This is a genomic window from Modicisalibacter luteus DSM 23508 (genome assembly GCF_000378505.1).
Lineage (GTDB): Bacteria > Pseudomonadota > Gammaproteobacteria > Pseudomonadales > Halomonadaceae > Modicisalibacter > Modicisalibacter luteus.
Genome location: NZ_KB900001.1, coordinates 16,394 through 34,567 on the forward strand (window position 1 = coordinate 16,394; position 18,174 = coordinate 34,567).

The following is an 18,174-nucleotide window of genomic DNA, read 5'->3' on the forward strand; positions in this document are numbered from 1 at the left end:
CCTACAGCCAAGTAGAGAGCGTCAGCGAGCCGAAGCGGTCGGAGTCAGTCTGCTCCTTGAATTCCTTGGTGCGCCACACGGCGGTATAGGCCAGCTGCCAGTCGCCCCAGTTGAAGGCAACACCTGCCTTGAGGTCTCCGACCCACTCCTGGCGCTCCACGTCGTGGCTGTCCTCGAAGGTGTTGCCATCGAGCAGCAGGTTATGCGCCATGTAGCGGCCTTCGACCCCCACGAACCCGTACCAGCCGAAGGACCTGTCTGGCAGGAAACCCTGGCGCACGCTCATCGCTGGCGCCACGCTGGGAACCCCGAAACTGTTGTCGAGGCCCTCGCCGAAGCGTAGCGTGCCGCCAGCACCGGCATAGGTATACAAATTGCCCAAGGCCAGTGAGGTATGCGGACCATATTCCATTTCCAGGCCGCCCAGATCGGCCTGGGCCCACCAGGCCTTGTGCCAGCCCAGATTGAGGATGGGTTCGTTCTCCAACTGATTGTCCCAACCTTCGGCTTTCTCGCTACCCAGGATGTGATGTGCGCCGTTCTGCAACTTTTCGGCGCCTGTTGCAGGTCCGACCAGACCGATTTCCAGGTCGAGTACCGAGGCCTCGCGCCAGCCATCATGCTCCACATCATCGAACAGCGAGATACCGCCTAGCAACAGACCAGCATAGGGGCGATCGTTCTCGAGGAGCGTCGTGGCTTCGATGTTGTTCGGGGTATAGATCTGATGCGCCAGATGGTAACCGACGGCATCCAGGCTCTGTGCTGACCAGCCGGGCAGGCGAGCGGCGAGATGGCGTGTCCAGTGCTGCTGGTCAGGCACGCTGATCCGGGTCAGCTCGACGCCATTGGTGTAATGCTCGTCGCCACCTGCGGAGAATGTGTCGTTGGTCAGCTTGAGTGAGTAAAGACTCTCATCGGCGGCAGCAAGCATGGGCAAGGCGATAAGGGCTAGGCACAAGCCCTGTTGGGTGGGGCGGGATAGTCGTGGCATCGGTACTCTTCCTTGAGTCGAGTAGGAGAAGTAAGCCTACACAAACGCACGCTTTACACTAGCCAAACATTAGATTGATAACAATCTTTCATGGCTGCGAAGTGCAGAATTATTTGCAATATATGCAAATAAATTTGCATATCGATGGGGGTAAGGCTAACGTTTCTCCATCTGCCAAGAGGAGTGACCAATGTCAGCCACCTCCCGCCATCCAACAGCACCTGCCAGTTTCGCCGAGCTACAAGCATTGGCCAACTCGGTCCGCCGTGGCGATACCCAGGCGCCACGCCTTTCGCCCAAGGCACAGCATCTACTCGATGCTCTGCTGGGTATGCCGGAAAGCGTCGGTTTATCGAATATTTCGAAGCTTGGAGAGCAACTCGAGGTCAATCCGTCGAGCCTGACGCGGCTATCACACGCATTGGGATTTTCGGGGTTTCGCGCCTTTCAGGCCCTGTTTCGTGAGGACCTGGCGGGCAGCAGTTTCTATTCCACCCGCGCGGAGCGGCTGCTCGACTTTGGCGAAGCTCCGGAGGGGACGGTCGCATCAACGTCACAGGACCAGGCCTTGTGGCAACAGGAAATGGCCAACCTCACCGCGACGGTCGAAGGTCTCGATAGCGGCGCCTTGCAGCGCGCGGTGCGTTTGATCGTCGAGGCGAGGCACGTGCATGTCATTGGCCTGCGGGCAAGCTTCGGAGCCGCTCACTACCTGGCGTACTACCTCGATTTTCTGCGTGACGATGTCAGACACATTTCGCCCTTGGCCGGCGTCGGAGTGGAGCAGGCCCAGCGACTGGCTGAGGGCGATCTGGTTATCGGCGTGGCGTTCCGGCCCGAAACCCGCGCCAGCGTCGATTACTGTCGGTTGGCCGTAGAGCAGGGGGCAACGCTGTTGGCCTTGACCAACCACCCCGGCTCGCAACTCACCAGCCTGACCGACCATGTCCTGCTGGCGCCGGCCGAAGGTCCGTTCTTCTTCAACCCCATGACCAGTCTGTTTCTACTGGTCGAGCTTCTGTTGTCGCGTGTCGCCCATGACATGGGCAGCGACGCGATCACCAGCATTCGTCAGCGTGAGGCATTGATCGCCTGTCTCAACGTCGAATGAGCCGTCACGATTATCATGCCCTGGAGGCAATACGATGAAACCTGCCGATGTGTCCACCGCGCAGTCCGATGCCTCGCTGCCGGTCAGCAAGCGTCTGGAAACCGCCTATGCCAAGAACGATGCTGCTACGCGCGCGTCCGACACGCTACTGATCAATGAGCAGTCGCGCCTGCTCGAGGCGGAAGGCAAGCGGGTCTACAAGTTTGGCTTCGGGCAGTCACCGTTTCCTGTCTTTGCGCCGGCGGTGGCTGCGCTGGCCGACCATGCCTCGGACAAGGACTATTTGCCGGTTCAGGGCCTGCCGGCGTTGCGCTCCCGCGTATCTGCCTTCTATAGCGATGTGGACGGCACCTCCTGGGAGGCGTCGCGTGTCGTGGTAGGCCCGGGCAGCAAGCTGTTGCTGTTCGCCCTGATGAAAGCATTGCCCGAGGCGGATATCCTGATACCCGCGCCGTCCTGGGTCTCTTATGCGCCTCAGGCTCGCATGGCCGGACAACGTGCCGTGCATCTGGATGCTTCCTTCGAGACGCGCTGGCAGGCCACTGCAGCGCAGCTCGAGGCGTATTGTCACGCCGAGCCGGACCGCCTCAAGGTGCTGATCTACAATGCACCGGGTAACCCCACCGGGCTGGCGCCAACCCCCGATGAGCAGGAGCGTCTTGCCGACGTCGCCCGACGGTATGGCGTGCTGGTGCTGGCCGACGAGATCTACGGCCTGCTACATCATCGGGGCGGGCACCGTGCCTTTGCTCGTAACTATCCGGAAGGTACCGTGACCACTGGAGGATTATCCAAGTGGTGCGGTGCCGGAGGATGGCGCCTTGGCGTCATGCATGTCCCGGCCGCTCTGGGCAGCGAACTGTTCTCCCGTGTGCTGGGCATCGCCTCGGAGACCTGGTCCAGCGTGGCCAGCCCGATCCAGCAGGCAGCCATAACGGCCTATACCCGCACGGACGCACTCGATGCCTACCTGCAGCGTCAGCGTGTGGTGCTGCTCGAGATCGGCCAGTGGTGCGCTACGCGTCTCAATGAGGCGGACATACGTACACATGCCCCCGACGGCGGCTTCTACCTGTTTCCCGATTTCGAGGCGCATCGCCAAGCGCTGGCGGCCCGCGGCATCACGACCAGTGCCGAGCTGACCCGCCGCCTGCTGGAAGAGGCGGGGGTAGCCTTATTGCCTGGCAGCGCTTTTGGCTGTGATCCCGGACAGTTGACGGTCCGCCTGGCCTATGTCGATTTCGATGGTGCGGCACTGTTGCAATCTGACGCTTCGGTCATGGATCATGAGGCAGCCCGTATGGTTGTCGAGGGTATCAAGGCGATTGTCGGCTGGCTTCAGCGGCAGGCATGACGATACGACGGCGAAGCCGTGTCGCGTTTTGAAGACGCTTGTAAGGCGGTGGAGACGTCCTGTTTCCTTTTTCTACAAGAAAGCAGGAACCTCTCGGCCCGAGAGCCATCACAGGGAGACACACAGCATCACTTGGGAGTATCGCTATGCGTAGGATGACCGCACTGTTTTCTGCCGCCCTGCTGACCGCAGGCATGATGTCCATGCCGGCCATGGCACAGCAGGATTCAGCGACACAGCAGGGGGGCACGGCCCAGCAGGGCCAGGCGGCCAGCCAGAACTTCACGGATCAGCAGTTGCAGCAGTTTGCCGATGCTTCCCAGGAAATCGCCAAGGTTTCTCAGGAATATACGCAGCGCCTGCAGGAAGCTCAGGGAGATCAAGCCCAGCAGCAGGAGATCCGTATGGAGGCCAACGACAAGATGATCTCGATCGTCGAAGAGAGCGGTCTGGATGTCGATACCTTCAATGCAATCGGTCAAGCGATCCAGCAGGATCCCGAACTGATGAAGCGTGTCCAGCAGATGGCGCAGAGCGGTTCGTAAGCACTGCGTGAGCTCGACGGTACGCCGTTGGCATAAAAAGGGTCGCCCTAGGGCGGCCCTTTTTTATGCAGTCTTCTAGGTAACCCAGCGGTCCTTTGGCGTGCAGCCGCCAAGAGTGGTCCTTCTTGTTTTCAGTAGCTGGAAATTGTTTTTTAAAATGTGAAACAGGGCTAGCCGCCAGTGAAACTGGTGTTCTAGCTATTTTGTCTACCAGAAACGGAAAGAATTTGCGTAGTATCATCCCAGTCGACGCATGCCAGGCCACACCTGGTAGAAATACCGGCCAAGGAGACTACCCGTCTCGTTCGTAGTAAGGAATCGTTGTGGAAGATTCTCTTTTCACTTGGGGGCTGCTGATCGGTGCCGCCTTCCTTGGGGGTGGGCTGAATGCCATCGCAGGAGGTGGAAGCTTTTTCACCTTTCCGGCCCTGGTCTACGCAGGGGTGCCTGCCGTGGCCGCGAACGCCTCGGGAACGCTGGCCCTGCTGCCCGGCTATATCGCCAGTACCTGGGGGTTTCGTGAGGATCTGAGAGCGCCCAAGGCGCTTCCCATGAGTATGACGCTGGGAGTTAGCTTGATTGGCGGTGCCCTCGGGGCGGGGTTGCTGCTTGTCACGCCCGATGATGTGTTTCGTGCCGTCGTTCCCTGGCTTTTGCTGGCGGCGACCGTGCTTTTCGCTATCGGCCCCCGGTTGATGAGCGTGCTGAATCGCGGCGACAGAGAGGCGGGCGGCGTCGCACATGCTGCGTCCCTGCTGGCCGTGAGCTTTTACGGTGGCTATTTCAATGGTGGTTTGGGCATCGTGCTGCTGGCTATATTCAGTCTACTGGGCCATCGCGACCTCAACATGATGCAGGGCCTAAAGAACCTGATTTCCGCCGTACTCACCATGATCGCCGTGACGTTGTACGCCATCGGCGGAGCCATCGTCTGGAAAGAAGCACTCGTCATGATGGCCGCTGCCATTCTGGGTGGCTATGTCATGGCCCGCGTAGCTCGGCGGTTGCCCTCGATCGCGGTCCGCACAGTAGTCATTGCCACGGGGGTTGTCATGACACTCCTGTTCTTCGGCTCCTGATCTTGGCTTGGCTATCAGGCAGGTCGTTCCAGCGAGAAGGTATCGGTGGTCCGCACATAATCGGCACCGGCCAGACGGCCGACGGGGCGCAGGGCTTCGAGGCTGATATGTCGCCCGTCCCACACCTTGGGGTCGGCATGTATGGCGATAACTTCTGCCAGTATCAATCGGCCTGAACGAGGGCGGTCACCGAAGCTCAGCACATCGCGCACCAGGCAACCGAAGGCGATTGGCGCCTCGGCGATGCGCGGTGGCTTCAGATCACCCAGCGAGGCTTTGGTAAGACCGGCGTGTACAAACTCGTCCACCTCGGGCGGTAGAGACGCGCTGGTCGCGTTCAAGGCCTCGATCAATGCCTCGTTTCCCACATGCACCACGCACTCCTTCACCGCCTCGAGATTACGCACCGTATCCTTGGGCAAGGCATGCTCATTAAGTAGCGGCGCAAAGGCCAGCACTGGCGGATCGACACTGGCGACGTTGAAGAATGAGAACGGGGCCAGGTTGGCATTGCCCTCGGCATCGACGGTAGAAACCCAGGCGATGGGGCGCGGGGCGATGGCTCCGGAGAGCAGGCGATAGATCGCGCCGGCTTCCAGCTGGGCGACATCGAGAAAGGCCGGGTCGGTTGGGCAGGCAGTGAACATAAGAAACTCCGTGCGATATCGAAACGTCATTCGAGCATGGCCTGGCAACTGCGCATAGGCCGAGGCCAACAGACACTCACACCCGTTGTCCGAGCTGTCTCTCCAAATGCGAGCTGAGGCGCAGGGCGAGCTGCGTCAGCGTCAGGGTAGGATTGGCGTGGCCAGCACTGGGAAACACGCTGGAGCCGGCAATGAAGAAGTTCTCTTGGCCGAACACCTTGCAGTCGGGATCGACGATACCCTGATCGGGAGTCAGGCTCATGCGCGTGCCCCCCATGTGATGCCGGCCGGCAATTTCGCCGTCTGCGGGAAATTCGATGTTCTCGATGTCCTCGTTGGCCAACCAAGGAGCCAGCTGCAGGCGGCCAATGTTGCGATCACGCAAATCCTCTCCCAGCAGCAGCGTCGTGTCGCGTACGGTCTTGGCGTCGAGGGGCGTTTTGCGCCAGATCAGCCGGGCACGAGGCATGCCCAGCTTGTCCGTTGCCGTGTCCAGTTCGATACGGCTTTCTGGGGTCGGCTCCTGTTCCCAGGCCGCACGCAGCAGAGCGCCACACATCAAGCGCTTGCCGAAGGCCTTGTCCTTGAGCTCTCTTCCGAGCGCCGGCGCCGCATAGGCCAGATCGTCAATTAGCTGCTCGGTATCCTCATCACCCATACGGTGCAGGCGCAGGCCGCAGTTTAGGATTCCCCGCTCGGCGATGCTCTCCGGTGTCGGTGCGAGAAAGACGGTGTGGTCGAGATCGAGCCCAAATCGTTCGGGGGCGAGAAACAACGCCCGCCCGATAGTGGCGTGGGGATGATCCATCCAGTAGCGGCCCAGAGTCTCAGCATGCTTGACCAATTGGCCATGGGCCTGACGGTTGCACCACAGCAGCAGGCGCGAATTCTCGATACCCCCACATGCCAGTACGTAGTAGTGGGCCGTCACGCTGCGTTCATTGCCGGCATAGTCGCGAAAGACTGCGCGAGTCACCCGGCCTTGTGACGTTTCCAGTCTGAACAGGTTGGCGGTGGGGCAGTAGATCAGCGTCTTGGCATCTTTAACGAAGGCAGTGTATCTGGGCTTCAAGCGTATCGGTGGTGGCGCCGAAAAATGGATCCGCTTGAGCCCCGAGCCGGAGATGTTGCTATCCGGAGGCGTAGGAACGACGCCCAGTATATCCGCTGCCTCGGCATAGTAAGGCTCCAGTGCCTCACGGCCGATCGGCCAGGCCGTCGTCTCGGGAGCTGCCGGCTTGGGGGTGAAGTCATAGGGATCCAGCGAGCGACAGATACCGCCCCAGTGATTGGTCGAGCCACCGAAGTAGCGTAACCGTGCGCCGACGAGCGGAATGTAGGGGTCACCGAGTGACTCGCCTTGATAGATTTCCTGTGAGCGCTCGCTGTATTCATGATCGCCGCCCTCGCAAAGAGCGACACGATACCCCTGACGAGCCAGGCGCTGGGCCATGGAGAGTCCGGCCGCGCCACAGCCTACGATGCACACGTCCACGGAGTGTGTGCCGAGTTCGGAAAAGGCGATTTGCATTAGAAGTCGCTCTCGCGCAGCAGCCAGCCGTTGACCGTTCTCGGTGTGTTGTCCTGAGAAGTGAAAGGCGCTTCAAAACTATCGTTTCTGCCTGCCTCAAGCGGTCGAATGGCATGTGCGCTCGCCGTGAAAGGACCGGTCAGGGCTAAGCTACCCAAGCCCAGGCGGTTCAGAAAGCGCCGGCGTGACAGGGACTGCCGAAGGGTGAAGGGCAACGCTTGCTGCTGCGGGGGCATGGATGGATTTTCCTCGTTATGGTTTGTAACCCACTCTAGCCGATGCGTAACTGTTTCACATCATGAGAGCCAGCAATGCCGGCAGATACAGGAACGACAGCAGGGTTGAGCAGAACACCAACCCGGCAACGTATTCCGGCTCGCGCCGGGCACGTTGGGCAAACAGGTAGTTATAGACCGCCACCGGCATGCTCATCTGCAGAATCAGTACGCTCTGTGCCAGTGGTGGCAGGCCGAGTAGCTGCGATACGCCGAAAGCCGCCAACGCCGCGGCGGGAATGCGCAGCAGGCTGAATTCCAGGCTCGAAGCGAGGCTGCGAACCTGAATGCTGGCCAGCGAGACCCCCAACGTGATCAGCATTAGCGGTACGCTGAATCCGGAAAGCAAGTCGACCGTGTTCGACAGCCAGCGAGGCAGGGTGGTTCCGGTGAGCAGCAGCCCCGTGGCGATCAGGATGGCGTAGACGGTAGGCGTACGGAGCAATGTGCGTAGGGGATGCCCACTGCGGCTGGCGAGCATGGCCCCGAAGGTGAACTGCACCAGTGCCACCGAGACCATGATGGTGATGGCGTAGGCGAAGCCGGCCTTGCCGAAGGCGTAGAGCACAACGGGCAGGCCCATGTTGCCGGTGTTGGGATACATCATTGGCGAGATGATGACCTTCCAGTCCTTGCGCAGCAGTTTGGCGATCGCGAAGCTGCCCGCCGCCATGAGACCCAGTACCAGAAGCGTGCCCAGCATGGTCTGGCCGAAACTCCTCGCATCGATTTCGGCGTTGCCCAATGCAGCCAGGATCAGCGTGGGTGTGCCGATGTTGAAGACCAGGCGGGTAATGAAATCAACAGGATAGTCGTAGCCCAGCCGCTTCCAGAAAAAGCCGAGACTGGCACCGAAAAAGACGGGAGCCATCACGGCGAAGAGTTCGGCGAACATGGGCGGTCCTTAGTGTATCGATAGAGAGGGTTCGACTATTGTCTATAATTGCTACCCTGTCGTGCAATTGAGAAGCCAGCTAACGGATAAACGCCTGCACTGTGAAGCAGGGCGCTCCATTGACGCAGGGCGCACGTCGCGGGGCGCAAACCGTCAGAAGGATGCCCTAACAGACGATATGGCGGTTCCGGACGTTACCGGCCAGCCGCCTTCACGGATTGCGGGACAGCCGGTCACGCTGTGGTTGAAGAGATATAGCCAGGCCGGGCCGAACGCGGTGTGGTGAATCAGGCGATCATAGTCGCCCGATTTCGGTGCGCGCACCCGATAGCCTTCAAGCCGGTCGAGCTCACCCAAGGTGCGCGTATCGACACGGAAGACCTCCACCTGGATGCCCTGTGATGGCTCGGGTTTGGCACCCGGGTAAGGTCCCAGGTCATAGAGCGTCACGCTGGTGAGCTGGTCCGATCCCAGGAAATCCGCGCCGGATAACCAATGATGATTGCACAGCCCACGCTTTAGCGTGCCATAGACAGCCACCAGCGGCGTGCGCTGGATGGCGAGAGCGGGAGTTGGCATGACTCGGGCTCCTGCAATGTAATGAACGATGCGGTCTCGATCGACGAGCGCCGTAGTCTAGCATCGATGAGGCGGCAATCGACGAGCAGGAGAGAGGCCGGTACTCGTCGCCGAAGCGGCGACAAGCACCGGCACTAAGTGCATCAGTTCATCGCCTGCGGCAGGTAGAGCGCAATCCCCGGGAACAGGTGCAACAGGACGATAGCCAGGACCATCAGCAGGAAGAAAGGCAAGGTGGCTCGTGTGATGGTGATAATGTCCTTGCCGGTCATGCCTTGAATGACGAACAGGTTGAAACCTACTGGCGGCGTGATCTGCGACATCTCGACGACAATCACCAGATAGATGCCAAACCAGATCAGGTCGAAGCCGGCAGCCTCGATCAGCGGCATGATGATCGATGTCACCAGCAGGATTAACGAGATCCCGTCAAGGAAACAGCCCAGGACCAGCAAGAACAGGGTCAGGATCACCAACAGCGCCGTCGGCGACAGGCCCATCTCGGCGATGGCGTTGGCCAGTTGTATGGGAAGTTGCGTGAAGCCCATCGCCGAAGACAGGAACGACGCCCCGGCAATGATGAAAGCGATCATGCACGAGGTGCGCAGGGCGGCGAACAACGAGTCGAGGAAAATGGCCTTGTTGAAATGGCCGTTGGCGCGCGCGATCAGCATCGACAGGACGACGCCGGCCGAGGCCGCTTCGGTGGGCGAGGCGAATCCGCCATAGATGCTGCCGAGAATACCGCCGATCAGTACCAGCAGCGGAATGAGCTGAACACTGCTGGCCAGCTTTTCGCGCAGCGAGGTCGCTGGTTCGCGCTTGCCGGCGCGGCCCTGGCGCTCGCCGACCAGTAGCGACCAGCCGATCAGGTAGGCCATGAACAGGCCGAGCAACAGCAGGCCGGGGCCGATACCGGCGATAAATAAACGCGAGATCGACTGCTCGGTGACCACGCCGTAGACGATCATCATAATCGATGGCGGAATCAGCAGGCCCAGCGTCGAGGCGCTGGCCAGCGTGCCGATGGCCAGGTTGGGGTCGTAGCCGCGCCGCTCCAGCTCCGGCAGGGTCATCTTGCCAACGGTAGCGCAGGTCGCCGCCGAGGAGCCGCACACAGCGGCGAACAGCCCGCTGCCGATGATGTTGGAATGCAGCAGCCGTCCCGGCAGGCGATTGAGCCATGGCGACAGGGCACGGAACATGTTGTCGGCCAGGCCCGAGCGGAACAGCACTTCGCCCATCCACACGAACATGGGCAAGGCGGTGAGCTCCCAACCGTAGCTGGCGCCCCAGAAATCAGAGGCCAGGATCGGGCCGGGCTCGAAGCTCGAGAATATCGACAGGGCGATCCAGCCGGTGCCGAGCAGGGCGAAGGCGATCCACACGCCGCCGCCCAGTAGCAGTGCCAGGACAGCGATCGTGACGAGACTGAGGGTCAGCACGGGAGCGATCTCCAGGGGTATCGTTAGTGAAGGCCTCGGCTCATTCGCCGCCGGTCTCTTCATCCTGTTCAGGCGCGACGTAGCGGCTCGGCGTCGTGATAGCAATGCGCAGCGTGGCGGCCAGTGCCTCGAGGAGCGCCAGGCATAGCAGGCCGACGCCGGCTGTCAGTACCGTTTGCGGTATCCACAGCGGAATGGCAAGCAGGCCGGAGGAGACGTCGCCGTAGTCGAGACTTTCGCGGACCAGGCCGATCAGCTCCCAGCCCAGCACAAGGCTCAATGCCAGGGCGACGCTCAGGCAGGCACTCTCGACCCACACGCGGACGCTGGACGGCAGGCGCGAAATCACCAGTGTCACTCGGATATGCGCATGATGGACGAAGGTGTAGGCCAGGCTCAGGAAGGTAGCGCCGACCAGTAGATAGGCGGCGATCTCCGAGACCCCCGAAACCTCAAGGCCCAGCCGATTGGTGCCGAACAGTACCAATAGGCCATCCAGGCAGCGGAACAATACCTGCAGCGTGACCAGGGCGCAGATGACCAGCATGCAGGCGGCAGCGCCCCAGGCGCCAAGGTCATAAAGTTTGCGAAGTCGAAAGGTCATGGCGATACGTCTACGCAGCGGGTAGGGCGGAGGCGCGAAGCGAGGTCATTAAATGGAAGCGTCGCGCCTACGACGGATCGGGCCGACAGTGTCGGCCCGGCTGACGTTACTGGGCTGCCTGACGATTGCGGTAGTCAGAAACCAGTTGCTCGGCCTGTTCGCCGGCACGCTCACGCCAGCTCTCGAACAGCTTGTCACCGGCGGCCTGAAGCTGGGATTGCAGCTCCCCCTGAGGCTCGGTGATGGTCATGTCGTGCTCCTTGAGCGCTTTGGCGCTTGCGGCACGGTCGTCACGGCTCATCTGCCAGCCACGGCTTTCGGCCTGAGCTGCAGCGTCGAGTACCGCCTGCTGGCTGGCCTCGTCGAGACGATCAAAGGCACGCTTGTTGATGAACACGATGTTCTTGGGGAACCACAAATTGGCATCGCTGAAGTGGGAGACGTAATCCCAGGCCGACATGGCCTTGCCGGTCGAGACCGACGTGATCATGGCGTCGACGCGTCCGGTGCTGAACGCGGTGGGAATGTCGGATTCCTCGGTCTCGGTGGGGGTGCCGCCAAGATTCTCGACAAAGCGCTGGGTATTGATGTTGGGAGCACGTACGCGCAGGCCCTGGAACTGTGAAGCGTCGGTCAGCTCGAAGTCGGTGTAGATTCCCTGCGAGGGCCACGGCACGGAGTACAGCGGCATCAGCCCTTCCTTGGCGAACATCTGGGTAATGATCGGCTTGGAAGCCTGCCACAGGCTATAGGCGTCCTCGTAGCTGTTGGCCAGACCCGGCAACGTGTCTACCTCATAGATCGGTGACTCGTTGGACAGGGTGGACAGAAATACCTCACCGGCCTGCACCGTGCCGCGGCGCACCGAGGGCTTGATCTCGGCATGGCCGATCAGCGAACCGCCACTATGCACGGTGATATCGAGCTCGCCGTCGGTAGCCTGGCGAACGTCCTCGGCAAACTGCTTGGTGTTCTGGGTGTGAAAGCTGGCGTCGCCATAGGGGGTGGCCAGGTTCCACTGCTCGGCGGCAAGCGTCGGCAGGGAGGCGGACATGGCGCCGGCGGCGGCCATCGCAGCCAGGGAGAAAAGACGAGTAGTCATTGAGTTACCTCGTGTTGTTATTGAATGGCCTAGTTCCATTCATTCTTCAAGCCGCAGTGTCGCAAGGTCAAATCGTTAATTCTTATTTCCAGTATCGGCCCAGGCTTTCACCTTGGGTAGTGCAGTATCGTCGGCATGTTCATGGATATAACGGGTCGCGCATTCCTGGGCGAGTTGCGACACGCTGCGGCTGAAGCTGGGGTAGCTGGCCGTGCGCCAGATGGCGTCGTAATACATGGCCGGCAGTGGCGTGGGCAGGTCCAGTTGCACCAGTTCGCCGTTCTTTACGCTATCGGCGACGGTAGAGACCGGCAGGGCGCCGATACCCAGGCCTTCGATACTCATGCGTGCGATGGTCATCAACGTGCTGGCGCAATGGATCTTGGGGTCGTCGAAGCCTTGCTCGGCGAGATAGGCGACCAGTTCGCCATAGGGCCTGGCCTGGCGGGAGAACGAGATGAACGGCAGGGCGCGCGGGCCGTTACAACGTAGGGTGTCGATGTGCTGCGGGGCGACGAACATGCCCATTTCGTAGGTCGCCAGGGGCACTTGTTCCACGCAAAGCCCCGGCGCGACCCCATCCATCGCGAACAGCATGTCAAAGTCGTTGTCGGCCAGGCACTGGTGGAGCAGCGGTGAGATGTCCACGGTCAGCTCGATGGTCAACTGCGGATAACGCTCGGCCAGGCGCCGCATGAAATCGGGAAACCAACTATGGGCGATGGTCTCGATGATGCCCAGGCGCAGCGTGCCGGAAAACTCCTCTTCGTTCTGGAACAGCCGCAGCGCCTCCTCGCGGCCCGCCAGCAGGCGCTCGGCATGTTCGAAGAACTCACGCCCCCGCAGGGTGGGCTGTACCGGGCGCGCGGTACGTTCAAGCAGCGATTCGCCGACCGCCGCCTCCAGCCGGTTGATACGATCGGAAATCGACGGCTGGGTCAGGTGCAGGCGGGCGGCGACCTTGCGGAACGACCCCAGGCGGACGACCCAGACGAAGGCTTCGAGTTCCTTGAAATCGAACATGCAGCGCCTCGCTAAGCGGCGTTGTCAGCCTTGGTGATCAAGATCATGCTTTCTTGAACAGCTGAGTCTCGCGATCCTTGAAAGCCTTGAATTCCAGCGCATTGCCGGAGGGATCATAGAAGAACATGGTGGCCTGCTCGCCGGGCTCGCCCTTGAAGCGCACATAAGGCTCGATCTCGAACTCGACGCCATGGGAGCGCAACTTGTCAGCCAGGGCTTCCCAGGCATCCATTTCCAGCACGATGCCGAAATGGGGAACGGGCACGCCGTGGCCGTCGACCGGGTTCTTGTGGCTGGAGACCGGGTTGTCCTTGAGCGCCGGGTTGAGGTGGCAGACAAACTGATGGCCGTAGAGGTTGAAATCGACCCAGCTCTCCGAGGAGCGGCCTTCTGGACAGCCCATGAAGTCGCCATAGAAACGGCGCGCCTCGTCGATATCACGGACCTGAATAGCCAGGTGGAAGGGATCGCTGACAGCCATGGTAAGGCCTCCTTTTGTAAAATTTGTCAAATGATAGCCTTCGGATTCTTCCCCTACGCTCGCGGCAGCGTCAACTGGTTTCGTAAAAGCCACTGCATGAAAAGTTGCATCTATACCGAGCATCACGAAAAACGATTGGACCGTTATCGGGGCGATTCCTAAAGTGGGTAATCTGCCAAGTTTTGCAAACCAATGACAATAACGAGAGGAAATCGCATGCCTGTCCCGCTACTCAATTGCGACATGGGCGAGAGTTTCGGCAACTGGGCGATGGGGCTCGACGATGAGGTCATGCCCTATGTCGATTGTGCCAATATCGCCTGTGGCTTCCATGCTTCCGATCCGGTCATCATGCGCCGCACCGTGGCGCTGGCTGTCTTCCATGGCGTGCGCATCGGCGCCCATCCCGCTTACCCCGACCTGCAGGGCTTCGGCCGCCGGTCGATGGCTTGTTCGCCTGCCGAGGTCGAGGCCATGCTGCTCTATCAGATCGGGGCGCTGGACGGTATTTGCCGTGCCGAAGGCGGTCGGGTCGCGTACGTGAAGCCTCACGGTGCGCTATACAACGACATGACGCGCGATTTCGAATTGCTGCGCGGCGTGATGCGTGCCGTGTGCGCCTATGACCCGCAACTTCCGCTGCTGGTCATGGCCACGACGGATCCCGAGCCGATGAAGGCATTGGCGGCCGAGATGGGCGTCACGCTGTGGTTCGAATCCTTTGCCGACCGGGCCTACGACGCGCGCGGCCAACTGGTCTCACGGCGGGAGCCGGGTGCGGTGCACCACGACCAGGCGGTGATCGTCGAGCAGGCAGTCAAGTTGGCCAAGGGTGAGCCGCTGACGGCTAATGATGGCTCCTCGCTGACTCTGGTTTCCGACACCCTCTGCGTACATGGTGATAACGCCGAGTCGGTAGCGGCAGTGCGTGCCATTCGCGAAGCGTTCCAGACGCTGGAGCAGGCATGACGCCGCGACTCGAAACGGTAGGCATGGACAGCTTCATCGTACGCCTGTTCGATACCATCGATGAAAGCCACATGGTGTGGCTGACGGCGGCCGACGCCGCTCTGCGTGATGCGTTCGGTGACGCCCTGATCGATCTGGTGCCGTCCTACACCACCTTGCTGGTTCATTATGACGTGATGCGGCTGACCCACATCGAGGCCTGGGAGATGGCCCGCCAGGCACTGAGCGGGCTGGAGCCGGCACAGGAGGCACAAGGCAGCCGCCATGTGATCCCGGTGTGGTACGACGAGAGTGTCGGCCCCGAGCTGCCGCGCATTGCCCAGCGTCTGGGCATCGGCATCGAAGATCTCATTGCGCGCCACTGTGGCCGGGACTACTGCGTCTTCGCGCTGGGCTTCGCGCCGGGCTATGGCTTCATGGGGCTGGTCGAGGAAGCGCTGGCCACACCGCGCCTGAAGACCCCCCGCCAGAAGGTTGCAGCCGGCAGTGTAGGCATTGCCGACCGCCAAACCGCCATCTATCCAATGCGTTCGCCGGGCGGCTGGAACATCCTTGGTCGTACCCCTCTCTCGTTGTTCGATAGAAACCGTGAAGGCTATAGCCTGTTCCGTCCTGGCGATCGTGTGCGCTTTGAGGCGATCGGCCGCGAGGCTTTCATCGACCAGGGGGGCGACCCCACACCGCTGGAGGAGCGCGGATGAGCGGATTGATCGTCGAGCGCTCCGGGCCTCAGGCATTGATCGAGGACATGGGGCGCTTCAGGGTGCGTCATCTGGGCGTGACCCAAGGCGGCGCGCTGGACTGGGTGTCGCTGGGCTGGGCCAACTGGCAACTCGGCAACTCGCCCACAGCGGCGGGGGTGGAAATCGCCGTGGGTGGGCTTGTACTGCGTGTCGAGTCGCAGGCCACGCTGGCACTGGCCGGGGCCGACCTGGGGGCGACACTCGATGGCAAGTCACTGCCCGCGAGTGGCAGCTTCGTGGTGGCGCCCGGTCAACGGCTGGCTTTCACCCAGCCTGCCAAGGGATTACGCGCTTATCTGGCCCTGCCGGGAGGCGTTCAGGCCGAGCCGGTTCTGGGGAGTCTATCCAGTGTGGTGCGCGAGGGCCTTGGCGGCTTGGATGGGTGCGGCAAGGCATTGGCGGCGGGCGACCGGATCGTCTGGTCGGGTGAAGTCTCCAAGCCCAGGCAACTGCCCGATGACTTGACGTTGCCCCCCGAGGCACCGAGCGAGCTGGGGCTGGTGGTTGGCGCACAAATCGCCCACTTCACCGGGGCGAGCCTGTACGCGGCTTTCAATAGCGAATGGCAGGTGGACACCCGCGCCGATCGCATGGGGATCCGGCTGCGTGGCCCCGAGCTGCGCTGTCAGCTTGGCAGCATGGTGTCGGAGGGTATTCCGCTGGGGGCCGTCCAGGTGCCCTCCGATGGCCAGCCAATCATATTGCTCAATGATCGACAGACCGTCGGTGGCTACCCGCGTCTTGGCGCCCTGACCCCGCTAGCCTGCGCTCGGCTCGCCCAATGCGCACCGGGCGAATCGCTGCGCCTGGTGCCGGTGACACCCAGTCAGGCCAGGCAAGCCTACTTGGCTCAGTGGCAGCGTTGGCAGTAAGGCGGCATGCAGTACGTGGCATGACATTGAAGATACTAACGAGTCGTTGACGCAGCGGCGGTTTTCCACAAAGGTGGGCGCCTGCCATCACGACTCGGAAAACCTTATGGAATTGCTGCGCGTCGTCTTTCGCGACTACCGCTGGCCCTTCATCGGTGTCATGGCGTTGAGCATGGCCAGTGCCGGGCTGGGGATAGGCGTTATCGCCTTCATCAACCAGCGCCTGATCGTTGCTGAAGGCAACGCCTTGAACGAGCTGCCGCAGTTCATTGCGTTGCTGATCCTGCTGCTGGCTGTATCGCTTGCCTCGCAACTGGCCCTGACGACGCTGGGGCACCGGTTCGTCTACCGTCTGCGCGGCCGGTTGATCAAGCGTATCCTGGATACCGACATCGAGCGTATCGAGCAGCTAGGAAGCGCTCACTTGCTGGCCAGCCTGTCGAGCGACATTCGCAATGTCACCATCGCCTTTGTGCGCCTGCCTGAGCTGGTACAGGGCATCATCCTGACCCTGGCCTCGGTGGCCTATCTCTTCTCACTCTCACCATCGATGCTCGTCGTTACGGCGGTATGGATCACGGTCACCATGGCAGTGGGCTGGTGGCTCGTGTCGCGAGTCTATCGTCACTTTCATCTGGTACGCGATGCCGAAGACCGGCTCTACCGGGACTACGAATCGGTAATCGATGGACGCAAGGAGCTGGCACTCAACCGCCATCGCGCCCGGAAACTGTACGAGGGTAGCTACGAGGCGAATGCGCGAGACTATCGTCACCACATCATTCGCGCCGATACCTATCACCTGAGCGCCAACAACTGGTCAAATATCATGATGCTTGGCGCCATTGGCGTGGTCTTTTTCATGGCTAACGGCCTGGGCTGGGCCGACACCACCGTAGCGGCAACTTACTCACTGGCGATCCTTTTCCTGCGTACACCATTGATTCAGGCGGTCGGCGCGCTGCCAACGCTACTCAGTGCCCAGGTGGCCTTCGACAAGCTCGCTGCGCTGGATCTGGCGGAGTACCGATCGGGGTTCGGCGCAGCGGAGCCGGGAACAGACTGGCAGACTTTGGAGTTGCGCAATGTCACCTATTGCTACCCAGACCAGGAGACGCGAGCCGGTTTTGCCGTGGGCCCGGTCAACCTCACCATTACACGAGGTGAGCAGATTTTCCTGATCGGCGGTAACGGCAGCGGCAAATCGACGTTGGCCAGATTGCTGACCGGTCTCTACCGTCCGGCGAGCGGCGAGATCCTCGTCGATGGACAGCCGATCGAGGCGGGGAGCTGGGAGCGCTATCGCCAACGCTTTTCCAGTGTCTTCACCGACTTCCATCTTTTCGATCAACTGATGGGGCCGATTGGCGGCAAGGCCGATCCGGAGCTGATCGATGCCTGGTTGGATCGTTTGGCAATGCGTCACAAGCTGGATTTCATCGATCAGCAGGTCGCCTCCACGCAGCTCTCGCAAGGCCAGCGCAAGCGCCTCGCATTGTTGGTGGCTATCTGTGAGCAGCGCGATTTCCTGCTGCTCGACGAGTGGGCGGCCGATCAGGACCCAGTGTTCCGACGCGTTTTCTATCATGAGCTGCTACCCAAGCTGCGCGAAGTCGGCACCACCGTTTTCGCCATCAGTCATGACGATAGTTATTTCGAACAGGCCGATCGGTTACTCGAAATGCGCGATGGGCAATTGAACGAGCTGGCCGGAGAGCAGCGCGAGCTGGCGAGTCGGGATGCCGTGACCCGTATCGGATAGAGAGTGGTCTGACCAGTATGGTGCGCCTCGGTAATTAAGTTCCGTTGTGGATGCAAATAAAAATCCTTATCCTATGCGTTAGATTTTACCCGTCGTGGCGACCTCCCCAAATCCCACCTTGAGGTCGATACGGCGCTAATGCTGCATCCCGCCAGAACTACGT

Annotated in this window: 19 protein-coding genes; 8 read left to right on the forward strand and 11 right to left on the reverse strand. The window is 61.0% G+C overall.

Annotation, left to right across the window (positions count from 1 at the left end; all coding sequences use genetic code 11):
• Position 1 precedes the first annotated feature (1 nt).
• Positions 2-994 carry a lipid A deacylase LpxR family protein gene (locus F568_RS0117505; RefSeq protein WP_019020065.1) on the reverse strand — a complete coding sequence of 331 codons (993 nt, stop codon included), beginning with the start codon at positions 992-994 and terminating at the stop codon, positions 2-4.
• A 190-nt stretch (positions 995-1,184) separates the two neighbouring features.
• Here F568_RS0117505 and F568_RS0117510 point away from each other — a divergent pair, with 190 nt between their 5' ends.
• The 4 genes from F568_RS0117510 to F568_RS0117525 all read left to right on the forward strand — a co-directional run bounded on the left by F568_RS0117510 (position 1,185) and on the right by F568_RS0117525 (position 5,083).
• Positions 1,185-2,105 (forward strand): MurR/RpiR family transcriptional regulator, encoded by a 921-nt coding sequence (locus F568_RS0117510; RefSeq protein WP_019020066.1) that lies wholly within the window; start codon positions 1,185-1,187, stop codon positions 2,103-2,105.
• Between the two features lie 34 nt (positions 2,106-2,139).
• Positions 2,140-3,459, forward strand: coding sequence for a pyridoxal phosphate-dependent aminotransferase (locus F568_RS0117515; RefSeq protein WP_019020067.1), 1,320 nt, complete (start codon positions 2,140-2,142; stop codon positions 3,457-3,459).
• 146 nt (positions 3,460-3,605) lie between these two features.
• Entirely contained in the window at positions 3,606-4,004 is a 399-nt protein-coding gene (locus tag F568_RS0117520) for a DUF4168 domain-containing protein (protein ID WP_019020068.1), read from the forward strand.
• Between the two features lie 323 nt (positions 4,005-4,327).
• Complete coding sequence (locus F568_RS0117525) at positions 4,328-5,083, forward strand: sulfite exporter TauE/SafE family protein (protein WP_019020069.1); 756 nt, start codon at positions 4,328-4,330, stop codon at positions 5,081-5,083.
• Between the two features lie 14 nt (positions 5,084-5,097).
• On the opposite strand, the gene F568_RS0117530 is transcribed toward F568_RS0117525, so the two are convergent.
• The 10 genes from F568_RS0117530 to F568_RS0117575 all read right to left on the reverse strand — a co-directional run bounded on the left by F568_RS0117530 (position 5,098) and on the right by F568_RS0117575 (position 13,665).
• Positions 5,098-5,730, reverse strand: a complete 633-nt coding sequence (locus tag F568_RS0117530; RefSeq protein ID WP_019020070.1) for a flavin reductase family protein — start codon at positions 5,728-5,730, stop codon at positions 5,098-5,100.
• Between the two features lie 76 nt (positions 5,731-5,806).
• On the reverse strand, positions 5,807-7,261 hold the full coding sequence (locus tag F568_RS0117535; protein WP_019020071.1) for an FAD-dependent oxidoreductase: 1,455 nt from the start codon (positions 7,259-7,261) through the stop codon (positions 5,807-5,809).
• Complete coding sequence (locus F568_RS0117540) at positions 7,261-7,497, reverse strand: hypothetical protein (protein ID WP_019020072.1); 237 nt, start codon at positions 7,495-7,497, stop codon at positions 7,261-7,263. Before F568_RS0117540 ends, F568_RS0117535 begins: the two co-directional genes overlap by 1 nt.
• A gap of 55 nt (positions 7,498-7,552) precedes the next feature.
• The gene (locus F568_RS0117545) at positions 7,553-8,431 is read right to left on the reverse strand and encodes an AEC family transporter (protein ID WP_019020073.1); all 879 of its coding nucleotides are present in this window, start codon (positions 8,429-8,431) and stop codon (positions 7,553-7,555) included.
• A gap of 153 nt (positions 8,432-8,584) precedes the next feature.
• Positions 8,585-9,010, reverse strand: coding sequence for a gamma-glutamylcyclotransferase family protein (locus tag F568_RS23135; RefSeq protein ID WP_019020074.1), 426 nt, complete (start codon positions 9,008-9,010; stop codon positions 8,585-8,587).
• A gap of 143 nt (positions 9,011-9,153) precedes the next feature.
• Positions 9,154-10,455 (reverse strand): TRAP transporter large permease, encoded by a 1,302-nt coding sequence (locus F568_RS0117555; RefSeq protein ID WP_019020075.1) that lies wholly within the window; start codon positions 10,453-10,455, stop codon positions 9,154-9,156.
• Between the two features lie 40 nt (positions 10,456-10,495).
• A complete protein-coding gene (locus F568_RS0117560; protein WP_019020076.1) occupies positions 10,496-11,059 on the reverse strand; it encodes a TRAP transporter small permease in 564 nt (187 codons plus the stop codon).
• Between the two features lie 106 nt (positions 11,060-11,165).
• Positions 11,166-12,161, reverse strand: coding sequence for a TRAP transporter substrate-binding protein (locus F568_RS0117565; RefSeq protein WP_019020077.1), 996 nt, complete (start codon positions 12,159-12,161; stop codon positions 11,166-11,168).
• A 75-nt stretch (positions 12,162-12,236) separates the two neighbouring features.
• Positions 12,237-13,184 carry a LysR family transcriptional regulator gene (locus F568_RS0117570; RefSeq protein ID WP_019020078.1) on the reverse strand — a complete coding sequence of 316 codons (948 nt, stop codon included), beginning with the start codon at positions 13,182-13,184 and terminating at the stop codon, positions 12,237-12,239.
• Positions 13,185-13,227: 43 nt separating this feature from the next.
• Entirely contained in the window at positions 13,228-13,665 is a 438-nt protein-coding gene (locus tag F568_RS0117575) for a VOC family protein (RefSeq protein WP_019020079.1), read from the reverse strand.
• A gap of 216 nt (positions 13,666-13,881) precedes the next feature.
• Here F568_RS0117575 and F568_RS0117580 point away from each other — a divergent pair, with 216 nt between their 5' ends.
• From F568_RS0117580 to F568_RS0117595, 4 genes are all read left to right on the forward strand, one after another.
• Positions 13,882-14,634, forward strand: coding sequence for a 5-oxoprolinase subunit PxpA (locus F568_RS0117580; protein ID WP_019020080.1), 753 nt, complete (start codon positions 13,882-13,884; stop codon positions 14,632-14,634).
• Positions 14,631-15,335: a 5-oxoprolinase subunit B family protein gene (locus F568_RS0117585; protein WP_019020081.1), complete on the forward strand. Its 705-nt coding sequence runs from the start codon at positions 14,631-14,633 to the stop codon at positions 15,333-15,335. The genes F568_RS0117580 and F568_RS0117585 overlap by 4 nt, the downstream gene beginning before the upstream one ends.
• A complete protein-coding gene (locus F568_RS0117590) occupies positions 15,332-16,249 on the forward strand; it encodes a 5-oxoprolinase subunit C family protein (RefSeq protein WP_019020082.1) in 918 nt (305 codons plus the stop codon). The genes F568_RS0117585 and F568_RS0117590 overlap by 4 nt, the downstream gene beginning before the upstream one ends.
• Before the next feature lie 106 nt (positions 16,250-16,355).
• A complete protein-coding gene (locus tag F568_RS0117595) occupies positions 16,356-18,011 on the forward strand; it encodes a multidrug ABC transporter permease/ATP-binding protein (protein WP_019020083.1) in 1,656 nt (551 codons plus the stop codon).
• The last annotated feature ends 163 nt before the right edge of the window (positions 18,012-18,174 follow it).